Annotated in this window: 17 protein-coding genes; 3 read left to right on the plus strand and 14 right to left on the minus strand. The window is 71.1% G+C overall.

Annotated elements, in window-relative coordinates; all coding sequences use genetic code 11:
* Positions 1-19: 19 nt before the first annotated feature.
* The 9 genes from OHA61_RS03095 to OHA61_RS03135 form a co-directional block, all read right to left on the minus strand.
* Positions 20-1,420, minus strand: a complete 1,401-nt coding sequence (locus OHA61_RS03095) for a hypothetical protein (protein WP_406301562.1) — start codon at positions 1,418-1,420, stop codon at positions 20-22.
* Between the two features lie 182 nt (positions 1,421-1,602).
* Positions 1,603-2,418: a thioesterase family protein gene (locus OHA61_RS03100; protein WP_406301563.1), complete on the minus strand. Its 816-nt coding sequence runs from the start codon at positions 2,416-2,418 to the stop codon at positions 1,603-1,605.
* 98 nt (positions 2,419-2,516) lie between these two features.
* Entirely contained in the window at positions 2,517-3,185 is a 669-nt protein-coding gene (locus tag OHA61_RS03105) for an SRPBCC family protein (protein WP_406301564.1), read from the minus strand.
* Between the two features lie 10 nt (positions 3,186-3,195).
* A complete protein-coding gene (locus OHA61_RS03110; protein ID WP_361910723.1) occupies positions 3,196-4,308 on the minus strand; it encodes an XdhC/CoxI family protein in 1,113 nt (370 codons plus the stop codon).
* A complete protein-coding gene (locus OHA61_RS03115; RefSeq protein ID WP_406301565.1) occupies positions 4,301-5,461 on the minus strand; it encodes a vWA domain-containing protein in 1,161 nt (386 codons plus the stop codon). The genes OHA61_RS03110 and OHA61_RS03115 overlap by 8 nt, the downstream gene beginning before the upstream one ends.
* 5 nt (positions 5,462-5,466) lie before the next feature.
* Positions 5,467-6,345: an AAA family ATPase gene (locus OHA61_RS03120; protein WP_406301566.1), complete on the minus strand. Its 879-nt coding sequence runs from the start codon at positions 6,343-6,345 to the stop codon at positions 5,467-5,469.
* A 4-nt stretch (positions 6,346-6,349) separates the two neighbouring features.
* Positions 6,350-7,207: an FAD binding domain-containing protein gene (locus OHA61_RS03125; RefSeq protein ID WP_406301567.1), complete on the minus strand. Its 858-nt coding sequence runs from the start codon at positions 7,205-7,207 to the stop codon at positions 6,350-6,352.
* On the minus strand, positions 7,204-9,579 hold the full coding sequence (locus OHA61_RS03130; RefSeq protein ID WP_406301568.1) for a xanthine dehydrogenase family protein molybdopterin-binding subunit: 2,376 nt from the start codon (positions 9,577-9,579) through the stop codon (positions 7,204-7,206). The genes OHA61_RS03125 and OHA61_RS03130 overlap by 4 nt, the downstream gene beginning before the upstream one ends.
* Before the next feature lie 11 nt (positions 9,580-9,590).
* Complete coding sequence (locus OHA61_RS03135; protein WP_361910736.1) at positions 9,591-10,130, minus strand: (2Fe-2S)-binding protein; 540 nt, start codon at positions 10,128-10,130, stop codon at positions 9,591-9,593.
* Positions 10,131-10,312: 182 nt separating this feature from the next.
* Between OHA61_RS03135 and OHA61_RS03140 the strand changes: the two genes are divergently transcribed.
* Positions 10,313-10,837 (plus strand): hypothetical protein, encoded by a 525-nt coding sequence (locus OHA61_RS03140; RefSeq protein WP_361910739.1) that lies wholly within the window; start codon positions 10,313-10,315, stop codon positions 10,835-10,837.
* Between the two features lie 40 nt (positions 10,838-10,877).
* On the opposite strand, the gene OHA61_RS03145 is transcribed toward OHA61_RS03140, so the two are convergent.
* Entirely contained in the window at positions 10,878-11,318 is a 441-nt protein-coding gene (locus OHA61_RS03145) for an SsgA family sporulation/cell division regulator (protein WP_406301569.1), read from the minus strand.
* Between the two features lie 163 nt (positions 11,319-11,481).
* On the opposite strand from OHA61_RS03145, the gene OHA61_RS03150 reads away from it, so the two are divergent.
* Positions 11,482-12,816, plus strand: a complete 1,335-nt coding sequence (locus tag OHA61_RS03150; protein ID WP_406301570.1) for a hypothetical protein — start codon at positions 11,482-11,484, stop codon at positions 12,814-12,816.
* 101 nt (positions 12,817-12,917) lie between these two features.
* Positions 12,918-14,171: an MFS transporter gene (locus OHA61_RS03155; RefSeq protein ID WP_406307265.1), complete on the plus strand. Its 1,254-nt coding sequence runs from the start codon at positions 12,918-12,920 to the stop codon at positions 14,169-14,171.
* A gap of 238 nt (positions 14,172-14,409) precedes the next feature.
* On the opposite strand, the gene OHA61_RS03160 is transcribed toward OHA61_RS03155, so the two are convergent.
* From OHA61_RS03160 to OHA61_RS03175, 4 genes are read right to left on the minus strand one after another with little or no spacing between them, the layout of a single operon-like run.
* A complete protein-coding gene (locus OHA61_RS03160; protein ID WP_406301571.1) occupies positions 14,410-15,426 on the minus strand; it encodes a TolB family protein in 1,017 nt (338 codons plus the stop codon).
* Positions 15,423-16,682, minus strand: a complete 1,260-nt coding sequence (locus tag OHA61_RS03165) for an MFS transporter (RefSeq protein ID WP_406301572.1) — start codon at positions 16,680-16,682, stop codon at positions 15,423-15,425. The genes OHA61_RS03160 and OHA61_RS03165 overlap by 4 nt, the downstream gene beginning before the upstream one ends.
* A 35-nt stretch (positions 16,683-16,717) precedes the next feature.
* Entirely contained in the window at positions 16,718-17,908 is a 1,191-nt protein-coding gene (locus OHA61_RS03170; protein ID WP_406301573.1) for an alkaline phosphatase family protein, read from the minus strand.
* A 43-nt stretch (positions 17,909-17,951) separates the two neighbouring features.
* Entirely contained in the window at positions 17,952-18,827 is an 876-nt protein-coding gene (locus OHA61_RS03175; RefSeq protein WP_406301574.1) for a galactokinase, read from the minus strand.
* Position 18,828 lies beyond the last annotated feature (1 nt).

Consider the following 18,828-nt stretch of genomic DNA (forward strand, 5'->3'; position numbering starts at 1 on the left):
TGTCTGGTCGACAACAGGGTCAGACGAGGGCGCCCTTGCCCTGTGCCAGCGTCCACTCCTTGTGCAACGCGCCCAGGGGGATGCGGTGTTCGAAGATGGGCGTGCCGAAGATGGAGAGCTGCAGTTGCAGCCACCCCGCCAGGTCCACGCCGCCGTATATCTTCCAGGCTCCCACGACGGACCCGGGCGTCGCCGAGGCACTGACCTCGCCACGCAGGTACGGAGCGAGATCCGCGGTGACGCCGACCGCGCCGTACAGACCGACCGACGCCTCGGCGCCGAGAGTCGCCTTCACCTGACCGGCCGCTGTCGCCTTCGCCCGCACCGGCGTACCGGTGATGTCGGAGGTGCTGACCGGCTTCCAGCCGCCCGCCTTCGTGTAGCCGCCGCCGACCCGGAAGCCGCCCTTGACGTCCTGCTTGACCTCGACGGTGACGGTGCCGTCACCGGCCACCTGGACATACGCCGTGAGGTCGAGGTTCACCACGACCGGCACGGGCCCGACCTGGATCACGGGATCGGCGTGCAGCTTGGCGAAGGGGATCCGCACCGGCTTGCCGCCCGCACTCGCCCTGCCCTTCAGCTCCCACTGGGACGCCCAGTCACCGGTGAGTCCGATGAAGGCGGAGTCCGGGGTGAAGGCGGAGGACCCGTCGTACGAGAACTCGACCTTGGGGGCGAGCTGCACAAAGCCCGAGACCGACGCCCCGCCCGACACGGGAGCGCCCTCGGTGACCGGGAGCGGGACCGAGGCCCCGACATCGATCCGCAGGCTTCCGAGGGGCACCTTCGCGCCCTGGGGACCCACATGAATGTTCCCGGCCTTGGCCCAGGAGACCTTCACTCCCTTGACCAGCGGTTCGACGCCGACGCTCGCAGGGTCGACGGGCACGGTCCCGTCGGCCTTGTCGTCGCCGAGCAGTGCGCCGAGCGTCGAGGGCTCGGTCCTGACCTCGGTGCCCTTCTCGGTCTTTCCGGCGACGCCGGTGACCTTGGCGAGCAGCCCGTCGGGAGCGCCGGGCGCGGGCCCGCTGGCGATGATGTCTCCGACGGCCGGGGCGTCTTGGGCCGGTGCGGCCGAAGGCGTCTTCACCGGAGCGGTCGTCGAAGGCGACTTCTCCGCAGTGGATATGACGGCGCGTCGACTGCCGCGGTCGTACGAGGCGACCTTGAGCGGTGACTTCTTCGCCCCGCCTGAGCCCGCGCGGGCGACGGCGGTCGGCTTCCCCTGGGGCGCGGCGGACACGTCGAGCTGCCGCGAGGGGCCGGGGTCGGGGGTCATGACGCCGGTGGGAGCCGGCCCTTCGGCGCCGGCGGCGGCCGGGGACGAATCCCCGGTGCCGGCCGAACACCCGGAGGCGAAAAGGGAAATGGTGGCCAGAGCAGCAACAAGGGCATGCCTGGCGGACAGCTTACGCACGTGGGAATCCTCGGAGCGTGTGTTGGGGGATACGCGCAACAGGAAGGGACTCGCGAGTACCCGCGAGTAACAACCGGCCCGACGATCCCACACACGTCGCGGCCGAAGCCAAGATTCACCGGAAACCCGGCAATGAACTGCGTCACATCTTCAACACGCGGCCCTGGCAGGCCACTTCGGGATCAGCGTTCAGTGACGAGCAGAGTCTGCAGGATGCGGCCGCAGTCGCCGGCGCTGTCATCGAGCTGTCCCACGGCCAGCCCGGATCCGCCGGGGCTTGCAGCCGTCGCCGAGCGCAGGCAGAACCATTCGCCGACCGGTTCGCGGTGCAGGGCGAGCGTGACGTCCGTATTGATGACGAGCCGCCCATGGTGGTCGAGCTCGAAGCCGACCGCCCAGTTGCTGTCCGCCAGGGTGAGCGCCCGGGTCAGCGGGGTGTCCTCCTTGCCGGCCACGAGCGGGATGCGCTGCCGCGCCCACACCGTCCCGGGTCCCGGAGTGTCGAATCCTTGCCCGGGTTCGAATCGCCACTCCATGGCGGAGATATAGCCGTCGAGGTGGGCGGCTTCCATGGTCTTCGGCGGCTGCGGACCGGGCAACGCAGGAGGGCCCGGTTCGGGGCGCAACGAGGGGGTGTCAGCGGGACTGGCGATCATCCGCCAGGCCCGCGCCAGCAGGACCGGCTGCCCGTTGGACGTGATCTCGCCTTCGAGGAGTTCGACGCGCCCGCCCGAACGCACCGTCCGTACATCGACCTTCAGCTCGGCCACCGGCACCGGACGCGGCAGCTCCAGCGTGATGCGCGCGATCCGGAAGCCCTCTCTGGGCGTGTGCCGCTCCATGGCCCGGCCCAGCAGGGCGGAAGGGGGCCCGGCATGCTGCGTCTTCGGGCTCCACGGCCCCGCGGTGGCGGTTGTGCTCTCGTACCGGCCCTGGCCGAGACTCCGGTAGAAGGCCTCGGGCAACTCACTCACGTCGGGCATCGCATCAGCGGTCATACATGAACTCCCCATCGGTGGCGCATTCCTGGGGTTGATTACTACCCGGTACGTGCCAGCGAGGTCCACCCGTCACCACACGGTTTCCCGCGGATCGGTCAGCATTTCCTGCGGATGAGGATGACGGCCAGTACGGCGAGGGCCGCCGCGAGAAGGACTCCCGCCGCACGCTTGGCGACCGGGAAGCCCGCCGTACGCAGGAGATCGATCGGCTCGGCCTCACGGTTTCCGGCGCCCGCGACCATGGCTGCTCCGGCGCCCTGCTCGCCGTCGGTCTCGACGGCTCGCTGCGGTGTGCCGGCGGGCGCGCCCTCGGCCGGTTCGGGTCCGGCCAACTGCTGGGCCAGACAGTCCGCGAACCGGCCGATGAGTTTGTCGCCCACTTCGGCCATGACGCCGCGGCCGAACTGGGCCGGCCGTCCGGTGATCGTCAGATCGGTCACGACGACGACCGCCGTCGCTCCGTCGCGATCGGCCAGCGTTCCGGTCACCGTGGCGCTCGCCGTGCCCTGTCCGCGGACTTCCTTGCCCTTGGCGGCGAGGACGATCCGGTGCGCCGACTCGTCCTTCTCCTGGAAGGTGGCGGTGCCCCGGTAGGTCACGGTGACGGGGCCGACGCGCACCTTCACGGCTCCCTCGATTCTCTCGCCGTCGAAGCCCTCGACGGTGGCGCCGGGCATGCAGGGGGCGATCCGCTCGATGTCCAGGAGCACCCGCCATGCCTCGTCGACGGGGACAGGGACAGTGAACGAGTGATGCAGTTCCATGCTCTGCTCCTCACACCGGTTTCAGATGCGGATCGTGGATCGCTCCTGCCGTGTCCGCGAGCGGGGTGCCACTGCCGCCCCAGCGCAGTGCCACGATCTCCGCCGCGATGGAGACGGCGACCTCCTCGGGCGTACGGGCGCCGAGATCGAGACCGATGGGCGAGCGCAGTCGCGCAAGTTCCGCCTCGTCCAGCCCCTGCTCCCGCAGCCGCTTCAGACGGTCGTCGTGGGTGCGGCGGCTGCCCATCACGCCGATGTACGCGGCCGGGGAGCGCAGCGCCACTTCGAGCAGCGGGACGTCGAACTTCGGGTCGTGGGTGAGCACGCACATCACGGTCCGGTCGTCCACCTCGGTACCGCTCAGATACCGGTGCGGCCAGTCGACCACCACCTCGGCCCCGTCCGGGAACCTACGCGGGTCGGCGAATGCGGGGCGTGCGTCGCACACGGTGACCCGGTAGCCGAGGAACGCGCCGATCCGGGCGACCGCGGCGGCGAAGTCGATCGCGCCGAAGACCAGCATCCGCGGTGGCGGGGCGAAGGACTGCAAGAACACCGTGACGTCGTCCTCGCGCCGCTCCCCGTGCGGGCCGTAGTGCCGAAGCCCGGTCGCGCCCTGTGCCAGCTCCCCGCGCGCGTCCGCGGTGACGGCCACGTCCAAACCCTCCGGCCCGAGCGAGCCGGAGACGGTGTCCGGCCATACGGCGAGCGCGGACCCCCGCAGGGCCGGACCGTCGGTCACGGTGGCCGCCACCACCGGGCGGTGCTCGGCGACCGATGCCGCGACCTGCCCGAACGAGGCGTCCGTTTCCGGCGATACGGAGCGTACGAGGAGCGTGATCTCCCCGCCGCAGGTGAGGCCGACGGCGAAGGCGTCCTCGTCGCTGTAGCCGAAGGTCTGCAGCCGGGCCTCACCGGTCTGAACGACCTCCTGGGCCAGTTCGAAGACCGCGCCCTCCACGCAGCCTCCGGAGACGCTGCCCACGACCTCGTCGTCCGGGCCCACCGCCATCGCGGCTCCGGGACCGCGTGGCGCACTGCGGCTCACCGCGACAACAGTGGCGAGGCCGAAGGGGGTTCCGGCCGCGTACCACCGGCTGAGCACCGGGAGAATCTCACGCATCGTTCGCACCTCTCACCACGGCCGCCAGGCGCTCCAGGGCCGCCAGGCTGTGTCCCTCGACGAACGCGTCCACGCTGGGCAGCGCCGCCGCCATCCCGGCCGCGAGCGGCGCGTATCCCGGACGTGCCTTGCGGGGGTTGGCCCACACCACGCGGTGCGCCAGTCGGTGCAGCCGCCGCATCTGGGCCGCCAGCAGTTCCGGATCGCCGCGCTCCCAGCCGTCCGAGAGCACCACGACCACCGCGCCGCGGGCCGTGCCGCGCTGCCCCCAGCGGTCGAGGAAGGCGCGGAGCATCTCGCCGAGCCGGGTGCCTCCGCTCCGGTCGGGCACCGCGGAGGCGACGGCGGCCATTGCTGTGTCGGGGTCGCGGTGCGTCATCTCACGGGTCACGCGGGTCAGCCGGGTGCCGATCGTGAACACCTCGGTCTGGGTACGGGTGGTCGGCGAGGCCTGCGCGGCGGCGTGCGCGAAGCGGAGCAGGGCGCTCGCGTACGGGTCCATCGAGCCGCTCACGTCCAGCAGCAGCACGACCCGGCGGGGCTTGGTGGCGGGTGCCCGGTAGCGCAGCCCGGCCGGTTCCCCGCCGCCGTGGAGCAGCTCTCGTACGGTGCGACGCGGATCGACGCCGCCGCGCCGGGCCGGACGCAGCCGTGGGGTGCGGCGCGGCTCACCGTCCAGCGCGAACGCCGTGAGCAGCCGCCGCAGTTGGGCCCGCTCGGCTGCGGACAGCTCGGCCATGTCCCGGTGGCGCAGGACTTCGGCGGAACTCGCCAGGGCCGCGGCGGACCGCGGCGGACCGCCTTCTTCCTCCTGCCCGGCGGGCATGGCGGCCTCGGCGGTCACCAAGTGGAGCGCGGGCCCCGGGTCCGGCGCTCTGCGCGTCCGGTCGCCGACGGGCGGCTTCGGCGTGAAGTAGGCGGCGAAGACACGGTCGTAGCGCTCCAGGTCGTCCTGGCTGCCGCACAGGGTGAGCCGGCCTGCCCAGTAGACGTCGGAGCGCTGCTCGGACCCGAGGAGGGCGAGCGCGGCCAGGAAACTCTGCACCCGGTCCGGTCCGGCGGCGACCCCGGCCGCGCGCAGGGCCCGGGCGAAGCCGACGAGGACCGCGGTCGCGTCCACCGGGGGTGCTGGGGACAGGGGGGTAAGGGGCATGGTGATCACGCTCCCCGGGCCGCGAGGACGGCGGACAGGTCCAGGGAACGGGCCCGTTCGGCGTCCTCGCGGTACTTGAGCACCGAGCCGAGGGTGGCGACGGCCAGCTCCGCGTCGAGCTCGGTCGCGCCCAGTGCGTCCAGAGCCTCCGCCCAGTCGATGGTCTCGGCCACCCCGGGCGGCTTGAGCAACTCCTTGGTGCGCAGGGTCTGTACGACGGCAGTGACCTGCGCGGCGAGCCGTTCGGCCACCTGGGGCTGGCGTCTGCGGACGATCGCGAGTTCGCGTTCGAAGCCGGGATGGTCGAACCAGTGGTAGAGACAGCGCCGTTTCAGGGCGTCGTGGACCTCGCGCGTGCGGTTGGAGGTGAGGACCACCACGGGCGGTGACGCCGCCCGCAGGGTGCCCAGTTCGGGAACGGTGACGCTGTACTCGGACAGCAGCTCCAGGAGGAACGCCTCGAACTCGTCGTCGGCCCGGTCGACTTCGTCGACGAGCAGGACCGACGGCTGCGTCTCGAGCGCCTGAAGGAGCGGGCGCGCGATGAGGAACCGCCTGCTGTACAGCTCGCTCTCCAGCCGCTCCGCGTCGCTGACCCCTGCGGCTTCGGCGGCCCGCAGGTGCAGCAGCTGGCGCGGGAAGTCCCAGTCGTACAGGGCCTGCGACGCGTCGATGCCCTCGTAGCACTGCAGACGGATCAAGGGCGCTTCGAGGACCTGCGCGAGCGCGGACGCGAGCGCGGTCTTGCCCGTTCCCGCGTCGCCCTCGCAGAAGATCGGCCGGTGCAGCTTGAGGGCCAGGAAACAGGCGATGGCCAGCCCGTCGTCGACGAGATAGCCGGTCTTCTCCAGTCTCGCCCGCAACTCGTCCGGCCCGGCCGTCACACGCTCACTCCATCCCGGCCGCAGCCAGTACCGCCCGGCGGGTGAGCACCCGCGCCAGGTGTTCGCGGTACTCGGGCGACGCCGACAGGTCGGAGGCCGGACGGGTTCCGTCGGCCGCCGATTCGGCGGCCCGCGCCACCGCGGCCGGGTCTGCCTCCGCCCCGGCGAGCGCCTCCTCGGTGGCGCTCGCCCGCAAGGGGGTCGCGCCCATGTTGGTCAGCGCGACACGGGATTCGACGAGGTGGCCGTCGTCGCGCCGCACCATGGCCGCCACACCGACGATCGCCCAGGCCTGCGCGACCTGGTTGAACTTCTCGTAGTGGTAGCCCCAGGTGTCGCTCTTGGGCACACGGACCTCCACCAGCAGCTCGTCGGGCCCGAGCGCGGTCTGCAGGTAGTCGGTGAAGAATTCGCGTGCCGGGATGGTGCGCCTCCCCCGCGGCCCCATGGCGACCATCTCGCCGTCGAGTGCCAGCAGCACCGCGGGCAGGTCCCCGGCAGGGTCGGCGTGGGAGAGCGAGCCGCCGATGGTGCCGCGATGGCGTACGGACGGGTCGGCGACGGTCTTGGTCGCCGCGGCCAGCAGCCCGGCGTGGCTGCGTACCAGCGGGTCACGGATGACGTCGTGGTGGGTCGTCATCGCCCCGATCACGAGCGTGTCGCCTTCCGCGCGGACACCGCGCAGTTCGGGGATCCGGCCGACGTCGACGAGCAGTTCGGGGAAGGCGAGCCGCAGCCGGAGGATCGGGATCAGGCTCTGGCCGCCGGCCAGGACCTTGGCGTCCTCGCCGCCGTCCACCAGGGCACGTACCGCCTCGTCGACCGTCTGCGGCCGTGCGTAGTCGAATGCCGCGGGAATCATGCTGCTGCCTCCTCGGCCCGGGCCGCCGTGACGGCCTGCCAGATGCGCTGCGGCGTGCACGGCATCGCGACGTCCTTCACACCCATCGGCCGCAGTGCGTCCACGATCGCGTTGACCACGGCCGGTGTGGAGGCGATCGTCCCGGTCTCGCCGACCCCCTTGACGCCGAGCGCGTTGGTGGTCGCCGGAGTCTCGGTGCGGTCGGTGACGAAGTCCGGCAGGTCGACCGCCGAGGGCACCAGATAGTCCGCCATGGTGCCGGAGAGCAGGTTGCCCTCGGTGTCGTACACCGCCTCCTCGTACAGCGCCTGGGAAATCCCCTGCGCCACGCCACCGTGGATCTGCCCCTGGACGATCATGGGGTTGATGACCTTGCCGACGTCGTCGACGCAGACGTAACTGCGGATCCGGGCACGGCCCGTCTCGGTGTCGACCTCGATCGCGCACAGGTGGGTGCCGAACGGGAACGAGAAGGTTTCCGGGTCGACCATGTGCTCGGCGTTGATCGTCGGCTCCATGCCGTCGGGCAGGTCGTGGGACGAGAACGCCGCGAAGGCCACTTCCTGGATGGTCTTCGTCGCCTCGGGCGATCCCTTCACGGAGAAGACCCCGCCGGAGAACTCCAGGTCGGCCTCGCTCGCCTCCAGCAGATGCGCGGCGACCTTGCGGGCCTTGGCCACGACCTTCTGCGCGGCGTGGTGGACGGCGAGTCCGCCCACCACCAGCGAGCGGGAGCCGTAGGTGTCCATGCCCTGCGGTACCGCCTTGGTGTCGCCGTGCACCACCTCGATGTCGTCGAAAGGCACACCGAGCACGTCCGCCGCGATCTGGCTCCAGCAGGTGGCGTGTCCCTGACCGTGCGGGCTGGTGCCGGTGGCCACCTCGACCGTGCCGGTGGGCAGCATGCGGATGGTGGCGGCCTCCCAGCCGCCGGCGACGTAGCGCAGCTCGCGCAGGATCCGGCTCGGGGCCAGGCCGCACATCTCGGTGTACGTCGAGATGCCGATGCCGAGGCGGACCGGATCGTTGTTGTCAATGCGCGCGCGCTGCTCGGCGCGCAGGTCGTCGTAGCCGAAGAGCGCCATGGCGCGGTCGGTGGCCGCCTCGTAGTCGCCGCTGTCGTAGGTGAGCCCGGAGATGGTGGTGTACGGGAACTCGTCGCGGCCGATCCAGTTGCGGCGGCGCAGCTCCATGGGGTCCATGCCCAGTTCCACGGCCAGTTCGTCCATGGTCCGCTCGATGGCGAACGTCGCCTCGGGGCGTCCGGCGCCGCGGTAGGCGTCCGTGGGCGTCTTGGTGGTGAAGACGCCGGTGCACTGGAAGTCGTACGCGTTCATTTTGTAGATGCCGCAGTACATGAACGCGCCCAGCAGCGGGGTGCCGGGGGTGATCAGCATCAGATACGCGCCCATGTCCACGAGCAGGTGGGCCCGCATCCCGAGGACCTTGCCGTCGCGGGTCGCGACGATCTCGATGTCCTGGATCTGGCCGCGGCCGTGATGGGTGGCCTGGTAGCCCTCCGAGCGGGACTCGGTCCACTTGACGGGCCGGCCGAGCCGCCTGGCCACGGCGAGGGCGACTGCTTCCTCGCCGTACACCTGGAGCTTGGATCCGAAGCCTCCGCCGACGTCCGGGGCGATCACCCTCAGCTGGTGCTCGGGGATGCCGGTGACCATCGACAGCGTCACGCGCGCCACGTGCGGGACCTGGGTCGAGGAGTACAGGGTGTACTCGTTGGACGCCGAGGGCGGAGTGGCGACGACGGCTCGTGGCTCCATCGCGTTGGGGATGAGGCGCTGTTGGGTGTAGCGGCGGCGCACCACGACGTCGGCACGGGCCTTCTCCGCCTCGTAGTCGCCGGTGGCGAGTGGCCAGGTGTAGCAGCGGTTGGTGCCCTTGTCGGAGTGGACGAGCGGGGCGCCGTCGGCCAGCGCGTCCTGAAGATCCAGCACGGGCGGCAGTGGCGTGTAGTCGACTTCCACGGCCTCCAGCGCATCGGCCGCGGCGTAGCGGTCACGGGCGATGACGATGGCTACGGGGTCTCCGGCGTAGCGGACCTCGTCGACGGCGATCGGTGGGTGGTCGGGCATGACGATGTCTTCGGTCACCGGCCATACGCAGGGCATGGAGCCCAGCTCGTCGGCCAGGTCGCGGCCGCTGAAGGCGGCGATCACTCCTGGCCGCCCCAGCGCGGGCGAGACGTCGACGCGGTCGATCGTGGCGTGTGCCATGGGGCTGCGCAGGATCGCCATGTGCAGCAGGCCCGTGACGGCGATGTTGTCGGTCCAGGTGGTCCGGCCGGTCACCAGCCGGGCGTCTTCCTTGCGGGTCCGCGAGCGGCCGACCTCGACGCTGAGCTGCTCGGTAGTCATACCGGCGCCTCCTACCCGGCTGCGGCCGGGGCCGTGGATGTGACCGGCGCGGTCTCCGTGAGGGCTCCCGGCGCGGGAGCGCGGCGGCGCCGCTCCTCGGCAGCCGCCGCGAGGACGGCACGCACGATGTTCTGGTAGCCGGTGCACCGGCAGAGATTGCCCTCGAGACCGAGACGGATCTCCTCCGGGGTGGGGTCCGGGTTCTCCTTGAGCAGGTCCCTGGCGGCCATGATCATGCCGGGGGTGCAGTAGCCGCATTGCAGAGCGTGCTGCTGGTGGAACGCCGTCTGGAGGGGGTCCCATTCGGCGCCGGACGCCAGCCCCTGAATGGTCGTCACCTCACAGCCGTCGGCCTGGACGGCCAGGACCGAGCAGCTCTTGACGCTGTCACCGTCCAGCTCGACCGTGCAGGCCCCGCAGTTCGAGGTGTCGCACCCGACGGGGGTACCGGTGAGGCCGAGGTGGTCGCGCAGGTAGTGGACGAGCAGGAGGCGGGGTTCCACCTCGTCCTCGTAGGCCGTGCCGTCAACGGTCAGAGAGATATGAGTCATATGCCCTCCCAGAGACACAGGCAGGGGGTATCTGCCGTTCTGCTCTGATACACGCCAACTCTAGGACGGCGCTCCGGGCGGCGCGAGCCCTCGGGGCGGCCCGCGCACGGCGGAGATGCAGACACATTTCGCCCTGGGCTGACACCCTTCCATCCCGGCGAGAGCTGAGTAATCTTAATTACATGATTACAAGGGAGCAGGAAGAGGCGCTGCGCGGCTGGTTCGCCGGGCGGCTGCCGGAAGGACTCTTCGTCGAGCTCCTGGACGTGACGGTGGATCGTGAGGAGATCACCGTCATCGGCCGGATCCCGGAGCCCGACCTCGGCGCGGAAGCGTCACAGACCGAACGAGAGGCCTCGCTGGAAGGGCGCATCTCGGAATTCCGGGAACGCACCCGCGACGAGCGCATAGGCGTCGCGCGCGAGGCCGAGAAGCGATTCGGGCGCAAGGTCTCGTGGGGCGTCGAGTGCGGCGACAAGCGGGCCATGTACACCACCCTCTCCGCACCCGTGATGACACGACTGCGCCAGCCCGAGCGCCAGACCCTGGACACCCTGATCGCCGGCGGCGTCGCCCGGAGCCGCAGCGATGCCCTGGCCTGGTGCGTACGCCTGGTGCAACGCAACGCGGACACCTGGCTGAGCGACCTGCGCGACTCACTGGAGCATGTCCAACAGGTACGGGCACAGGGCCCGGACGCCGAATAGGAGGTTGGCTACACGTCCGCCGGCACGGCCTGGACAGCGCTCATCCCGGCCCCAAGTCGCCGACGTGTGACGGTGGCTGCGCCTCCTCCGTGCCCGGGGGAACCATGCGCAGCGTGCGCTCGGTCCAGGCCGAGAGGGCGCGGGCCGGTGCCTGGATGAGGACGTGCTCAGTGGGCCCCGACAGCAGCAGATGGACGAAGTTCATGGAGGGCCCCGTCCTCCCCGGCCAGACCTTCACATCCCCCTCGCCCGTCGGATGGAAGATGCCTTCGATCAGCAGATCGCGGGCGAAGCACCATTCGACGGGCTCGTCGGTGTCGGTGTGGAAGACGACATGGACGGCGTACGGGTCGTCGGTGCGATAGACCAGCCGCGTCGGCACGGGAAGCGTTCGCCCGGCCTCCAGGACGAGTTGACAGACCAGTTCGCGCTCGACCGTCGTATGTGTGCGGTCTCCCGGCAGGCGTCCTCGCTGCAGCACGGACGGCCTCCTCACCCCTGCGTGTGTTGTGTCGACGGAAAGTGAACGAAGCACCGCTCAGCGTCGGTAGGGTCCGTGGCTCACGAGTTCGCTTAAGCCGCTTAAACCCGAGGGGCGTCCAGGGCCGCAAATGACAGAAGGAAACGAACATCTGAGACGGGCCGTGACCGAAGCCGGCTGTTCCTACGCCGAACTGGCCAGGGACCTCAGGGCCGTTGCCACCGAGAGCGGCGCGGCTCAGCTGCGCACCAACTCCTCCGCCGTCGCCCACTGGATCGCCGGCACGCAGCCCGGCGCCACCGCCGCCCGCATTCTGGCCGAGACGCTGTCCCGGAAGCTGGGGCGGCTGGTCACACCCGAGCAACTCGGCCTCGTACGCATACCGGAAACCGCCGACGAGTCCCTCGGACTCGACATGGAGCAGGACCCGGTGGAGGCTCTCACCCGGCTCGGACGGGCCGACATCGAACGCCGGACGTGGATGAGCTCCGCCCTCTACTCCGTCCCGGCCGCCGCAATGCCTTTGGCACACGGGCCGCGGACCCGCACCGCCGCACGGCCGACCGGCACGGCCGGCGAGGGGGAGATCCAGGCGGTGCGGGAGATGACCTCGCTGTTCACGGCCGTCGACGAACGGCACGGCGGCGGGCACGGCCGCTCGGCCGTCGTGCAGTACCTGGTCTCCGACGTGGCCACCCTGTGCCGCAGCCGCTTTCGCACCGAGGCGCAGAAGCAGCGGATGCTCTCGGCTGCCGCGTGCGTGGCCTACCTGGCCGGATGGAAGGCGTACGACGCGGGCGAGGCGGGTCTGGCGCAGCGCTACTACCTCCAGGCCCTCAAGCTCACCCGGGAGTCCGGCCAGGACCTGCACACGGCGTTCGTCCTGCGGATCCTTGCTCATCACGGCCTGGAGACCGGGCGCGGCGAGCACACCCTGGACCTCATCGACGCGGCACTGCGGCTGGCGAAGGACCGCACCGATCCGGCCACCGAGTCGCTGTACGTCATCACGCGCGCGCGGGCCCTCGCCATGGCGGGCAGAAGCCGCGAAGCCGTCGCGGAAGCCGCCCGCGCGGCGCGCCTGGTCGACGGCGCGGACGAAAGTGAGATGCCCTTCTGGGCCGCACTGTGGGGGTCGGCCGGTGCCTGTGTGGGCACCCACACCGCCAAGTCGGCCGAACTGCTCGGGAATTACGACATCGCAGAGCGCCACTTCTCCCGGGCCGTCTGGAGCACGTCGGGCCACTCGTACCAGCGCATCACCGCACTGAGCCTGGCGCACGCAGGGTCCATGCAGTGCAGGCAGGGGCATGTGGAGCAGGCCTGCACGACCTGGCGCAGGGCCCTGGAACTCATGGACGGCGTGCGCTCCGCCCGCGTCGTGCGGGCCGCGCGGACCATGCGCCAGGATCTGGCGCCTTTCGCCCACCGGGGGTCGCGGACAGCCGTGGACTTCGACGAACGTGCCCGACTGTGGCTGGCAGGAGAAGACGCATGACGCAATCGAGCGAGAACCAGGTCAGCGAGCTCAAGGGCGGTGAGCACCAGGGCGGTGAGCACCAGGCCAAGGACGCGACGCCCGACGCCGGTCGGCCGTCGATGGCGCGCGTCGCCGCGGCCGGTGCGATCGGCACCGTCATCGAGTACTACGACTTCTTCATCTACGGGAGCGCCGCGGCCCTCGTCTTCGGGCCGGTCTACTTCCCGAACTTCTCCAGCACCGCGGGCACCCTGGCCGCGTTCGCGACCTTCGCCACGGGTTTCATCGCCCGCCCCGTGGGCTCCCTGCTCTTCGGACACATCGGCGACCGGCACGGACGTCGCACGGTCCTGCTGATCTCCGTTCTCGCCACCGGACTCGCGACCGTCTCCATCGGCCTCCTGCCCGGGTACGCGAGCCTCGGTGTCGCGGCCCCACTCCTGCTGACCCTCATGCGCATCGTCCAGGGTCTCGGCGTGGGCGGTGAGTGGAGCGCGGCCGTACTCCTCGCCTCCGAGCACGCCCCGCCCGGACGGCGCGGCCTGTGGGCGGGATTCCCGCAGACCGGACCCACCGTCGGATTCGTGCTCGCCAACGGCATCATGCTGGCCATGACCGCGACGCTCACGGACGAGCAGTTCCGTACGTGGGGCTGGCGCGTGCCCTTCCTCTGCGCGGGCGTGCTGACCCTCGTCGGCTACATCCTGCGCTCGAAGGTCGACGAGACGCCGACCTTTCTCGACCTCACCGCCCGCCGCACCCTGGAGCGTGCGCCCCTGGCCCGGCTGATGCGCCACCACTGGCGGCGCGTGCTGCTGGTGGCCGGTGCGGTCACGGCCGCGTACGCCGTGAACTACGCGGCCACGACCTGGGCGCTGTCCCAGGCCACCGGACGACTGGGGGTGGACCCGACCGTCATGCTGTTCTGCCTGATGGGGGCGATGGCGGTGATGGGCGTCGCCACCCCGCTGGTCGCCCTGCTCGGCGACCGGTACGGGCGGCGCAGGCTCAGCCTGCTGGGGTGCGGCGCGATGGCGCTGGGCGTCGTGCCGTATCTGGCGATGCTGCAGACCGGGCGGGTGGGGATGATCCTCGCCGGAACGTCGATGATCCTGCTCGCCGTGATCACGATGCTCGGCGTGCAGGGCGCGTACATTCCCGAACTGTTCGAGCCCCAACTGCGCTGCACGGGCACGGCTTTCGCTTACAACATCGGCGCGGTGCTGGGCGGCGCGCTGACACCACTGGTCGCGACGCGGCTGTCGTCGGGGGTGCAGGGGATGCCGTGGGGGGTGGCGGGGTATCTGCTGGTGCTGTGTGTGGTGAGTGTGAGCTGCTTCGCGCTGCTGCCGGAGACGTCGGCGGAGGCGTAGGTCGCCTGCGGCGGGCTTGTTCCCCTACCCGCCCCTTCCCGAACTGGGGGCAAGCCCCCAGACCCCCGAATGCGACCTTCGGCCGCATGTCCTCAAACGCCGGACGGGCTGAATGTGCGGCCCAGCCGCACAATCCAGCCCCGCCGGCGTTTGAGGCGCTGGAGGTTGGGGGTCCCCCCGGACGGAGTCTGGGGGAGGGCGGGGTGGGGAACAGCCCGCCGCTGGCGAACCGCGCCGCCTACCGGACCACCGCCGGCGACGTGCCCGACCTCACGACCAACCGCGCCGTCCCGCTCCCGTCCGCGGGGACCGACCAGAGGTCCGCGCCGAAGTCCCCCGGCAGCGCGTACACGAGAGAGAGGCCGTCCAGCCACAGCGCCTGGTCGTCGACGCTTCTGTGTTCGGCGAGCGCCGTCTCCCGGCCGGTGCGCAGGTCCAGGACGTACAGCCGCCACGGGCTGCCGACTCCGGCGCCCGCGACGCGCTTCTTGAAGGCGATGCGGGTGCCGTCCGGCGAGAGCGAGGGGCATTCGACGTTCTGGCGCAGCGTGCGCAGGGTGCGCGCGGCGAGGTCGCCTTCGACGAGGTAGGTGCGGCCACCGGTGGCGAGGGTCGCGTAGAAGCGGTTGTCGTCGGCCGCGAAGGTGACGCCCCAGAAGTTGTGGTCGGCGGCCCGGTGGCGGCGGCCGTCCTTGAGGACGGTGAAGCTCTCCAGGTCGGGCTGGAGGGCGCCGGTGCGGGTGTCGTAGACGGCGGTACGGGTGGAGAAGGCGCCGCCCGCGTACGAGTCTCCGCTGACGAAGACCGTCCACGCCACCAGTCGTCCGCTCGGCGACACCCTCGCACGCGTGGGTATCCCCGACACCTGGAAGGTGCGGACGGGCCGCAACTCCGCGTCCAGAAGGACGGCTTCATGGCCGGGGACCACCCCGCGCGTGGCCCGGAGACAGACGCCCGTGCCTGCGGCCGCATGGAAGCGCAGGCACTCGCGGGGCGCGGACGTGCGGGGCCCGTTCGCGGCGGTCAGCGGGACGGACGAGAGATGGTCGCGCTGCGGCCCCCAGGCGAGGTTCCGGAACAGCAGCTGTCCTGGCTGACGGAGCGTCACAGCACCTGCCTGAGCCGCCGGTTCGCCGGGCCGCGCCCGATCGTGTTCGGACGCACGGTCGGCCGCTCGCACGATCGTGATGCCCGCGAGAGCTGCCAGGAGCACAGTGGCGAGCAGGAACACGAGCAGCCTCGGCCGGACACTCATGCGCGACTCCGTCGGTGGAAGGCGGCGACGCCCGTCAGGGTGAGGGCGAGAGCGGCGGCGGCCGCGGTCAGCGCGCCGTCGGGCCCGAGGTACATCCAGCCCGCGCCGAAGAGCAGCGAGCCGCCGAAACGGGACAACGCCCCTGCCGTCTGCACCAGTGCGAGGCCGCTCGCCTTCAGATGCCCCGGCAGCAGCGGACCGGCCGCGGCCATCAGGACACCGTCGGTGGCCGCGTAGAAGGCCCCGAGCAGCAGGAGTACGCACCCGGCAGCCACGAGTCCGCCGCCCCAGGGCGCGAGCAGCAGCACATACGCCACGAGCAGCGCACCGTGTCCGGCGAGAAAGACCCGCGGGCGGCCGACCCGGTCGGCCAGCCGTCCCAGCGGCACTGCCAGCAGCAGGAATCCGGCGGCGGCGCCGACGGGGAGCAGCGGGAAGTACGGGGTGGGCAGGTCGAGGCGGCGCTGCAGCAGCAGATAGAGGAACGAGTCGCTGACCGTGACAGTGCCGAGCAGTGCGGCAAGCAGACACAGCCGCGGCAGGCCGCGCGTGCGGACGAGGCTGCCGAGTTCCGTGCGGATGCGACGAGTTCGCTCGGGACGCGGTCCCGCGGAAACGTCGCGGACGAACAGGACGAGCAGCAGCACGCCGAGTGCGGCGGCGCAGAAGCTCACCACGAACACGGCGTCGTATCCGTCATGTGCCGCCCACAGCACCGCGAAGGCGGCGAGGGGGCCCATCAGTGCGCCCGCGGTGTCCATCGCCCGGTGCACTCCGAACGCCCGGCCCTGCTCCTCGGCGGAGCAGGACAGGGAAATCAGCGCGTCGCGTGGTGCGGTACGCAGCCCCTTGCCGGTGCGGTCTGCGGCGAGGACCGCCCCGATCGCCCAGGGTGTCGTGACGGCGAGCAGGGCGAGTTTGCAGCCCGCGGACAGGGCATAGCCGGTGCCCGCGACGAGTTTGCGGCGCTGGGCGCGGTCCGCGAGGTGGCCTCCGGCCAGCCGGGACAGGACGGTCGCGCCCTGGTAGAGGCCGTCGAGGGCGCCGAAGGCCAGCGGGGACATACCGAGGCCGACGACGAGGTAGAGCGGCAGTACGGCGGTGACCATCTCGGCGGAGACATCCGTCAGCAGGCTGACCCCGCCGAGCGCGATGACATTGCCCGCGACCGCACGGCGGACCCCCGCGTTCCGCGGCGGGCGGGTGCGGCGTACGCCCGTCGTGGTGTCGGCGGTCCGGCCGGCCGACAGATACACAGAATCCCTCCCTTCCGGTCGCTGGGGCGCGCCCGTCAGAACCAGTTGATGGTGAGCGGGAAGGTTGCGGAGGCGGTGGCGCCGCCTGTGTCAGTAATGGTGGCCGTGATCCGCAGCGTGCCGACCTGCCAGGGTTTTCCGCTGATCCGGCCGGTCGAGGTGTCGATGGACAGGCCGAACGGCAGGCCGGACGCGCTGTACTTGAGGGGTGCCTTGCCACCGGTGGCCGTGATCTGAATCGTGCAGCTCTGGTTGAACCTGCAGGTCTGCGCACCGGGATTGGCCACACTAAGATCCCCGCCCGGCGGGGTGGTGCCGTCGCCGAAGACCTCGGTGATGGGTGTGGCGCTCGCCGCGTTCGCGGCATGGGTGGTGCCGAAGAGATCCTCAAAGGTACGCAGCAGGCTGTAGTGGTTGTAGGCGGTGCCGTACGTGCCCTGCTTGACCTTGGCGCCGGAGAAGACCGTGGCGATTGTGTTGGAGCCCAGGTAGTTGTCCTCGTCCCAGGTCAGCACCAGCAGGCTGTTGTTGGCCTTGGCCCACTGGGCGTACGCGTCGAGGTTGTTCTTGACCCAGGTGTCGCCGGTGCCGACGGAGCAGGAATGCATGTCGTTGCACTGGTTCGGCACGACGAACGACAGGTGCGGAAGCTGCGTGAAGTCGCCCTTGGGGAACTGCGCCCAGGTCTTGCCGCTGCCCAGCGGCACGTTCTTGAAGGCGAACCAGGGGTTGTGCTTCTGCGCGTACTGCCCGTTGGTGCAGGCGGTGGATCCCTCGCTCGGCAGATCCTCGTTGTAGGTGGCGAAGGTCTTGCCCGCCGCGATCAGTTCCTGTCCCAGGTTCGCCGCGCTCATCGACTGGGGCGTGTAGCAGCCGTCTGAGGTGATGCCCTGGGTGGCGCCGGAGAAGAGGTTGAAGTAGTTCGGCTGACTGGGGTGGGTCAGCGCCTTCATCGCGGTCAGGCTCGCACCGGCGCTCGCGAGCTGGTTGATGTAGGGCGCGTTGGGGCTGCCCATGATCTCGCCGTACTGCTTGTTTTCGAAGACGACGACGACCACGTGGTCGTAGGTGGGGAGCGCGGCGGGCGCCTGGGGCTCGGCGGCGCCGGAGTCGGCCGCGCCGAAGGTGACGACCAGGCACAGCGTGCTGAAGATCCCGGCGGCGGCCGCCCGCCACCTCCTGCCACGACGGCCGCTGTCGGCCTCCGGTTTTCGCGCGGTCGGCATCCTGTGCAGTAACTCTCTTGGTTTCACGGGGTGTTCCTCCCTGTCACTCCTCGCGGCGGGCCGCGCCCGCCACGGTGATGTTCACGAAGCGCGGCACGCGTCGTCCGCCGGAGCGGAACTCCTCGGTCACGGTGGTGCGGACATGGGTCAGCCGGTCCTTCGGCAGCAGCACCAGTGCGCTGCGCCCGGGGCCGTGTCCGGGCCACCAGGCGGCCGTCGCACCCGCACGCCGCGCGATCGCCACCGCGTCCTGGATGTCACCCGGACCGCGCCCTTCGCCGCGGGTCACCAGCAGGGTCAGGCGCGCCCCGTGCTCGTCCGGGTCGAAGCGGACATGCCGCCGGCCGCCGTCGCCGAGCAGCAGGGCCCGGCCGGGGCGGGCGAAGAGCACGGCCTCGCGCAGCGCCTGGTCCCCGCCCGGTGCTGCGGTCCGGGCCAGGGTGGCGAGCCTGCCGCGCGGCGGCCGTGTCCGCGCCGCGTGCAGATCGGCGACGGCGAGGGCGACGGCGCACTCCAGCGGCTCGGCGCTCGACAGACCGGTCGCAGGGGTCAGCGTGGAGTGGATGTGGAGGTCGATGCCGCCCCGGCCGTAACCGACCCGGGCCATGGTCCGCAGCAGGGCATAGGTGCGGGCGGCCCAGTCGGGGTGGGGCGATGGCGGGCCGGTGAGCGGGAGTTCGCAGCTTTGCGCGGGGTGGGCGAGCGAACTGAGCCGTGCGAGGCCGTCGTCACGGGGTGCGGCGGCGGCAGCGACCGGCCAGCCGGCGGCCGCGACCAGGTGCGGCGAGCCGAGGTGGAAGGCGTGCGGGGCGCTCCACACCGTGGCCGGTGGCCGGTCGTGTGCCGATTCGAGGGCGTAGGCGACCAGCCGGAAGAGCGGGTCGGCGGTGTGGCGGCGGGCGAGGTCCAGCATGCTCATG

This window comes from Streptomyces sp. NBC_00885, from assembly GCF_045207475.1.
Taxonomy (GTDB): domain Bacteria; phylum Actinomycetota; class Actinomycetes; order Streptomycetales; family Streptomycetaceae; genus Streptomyces.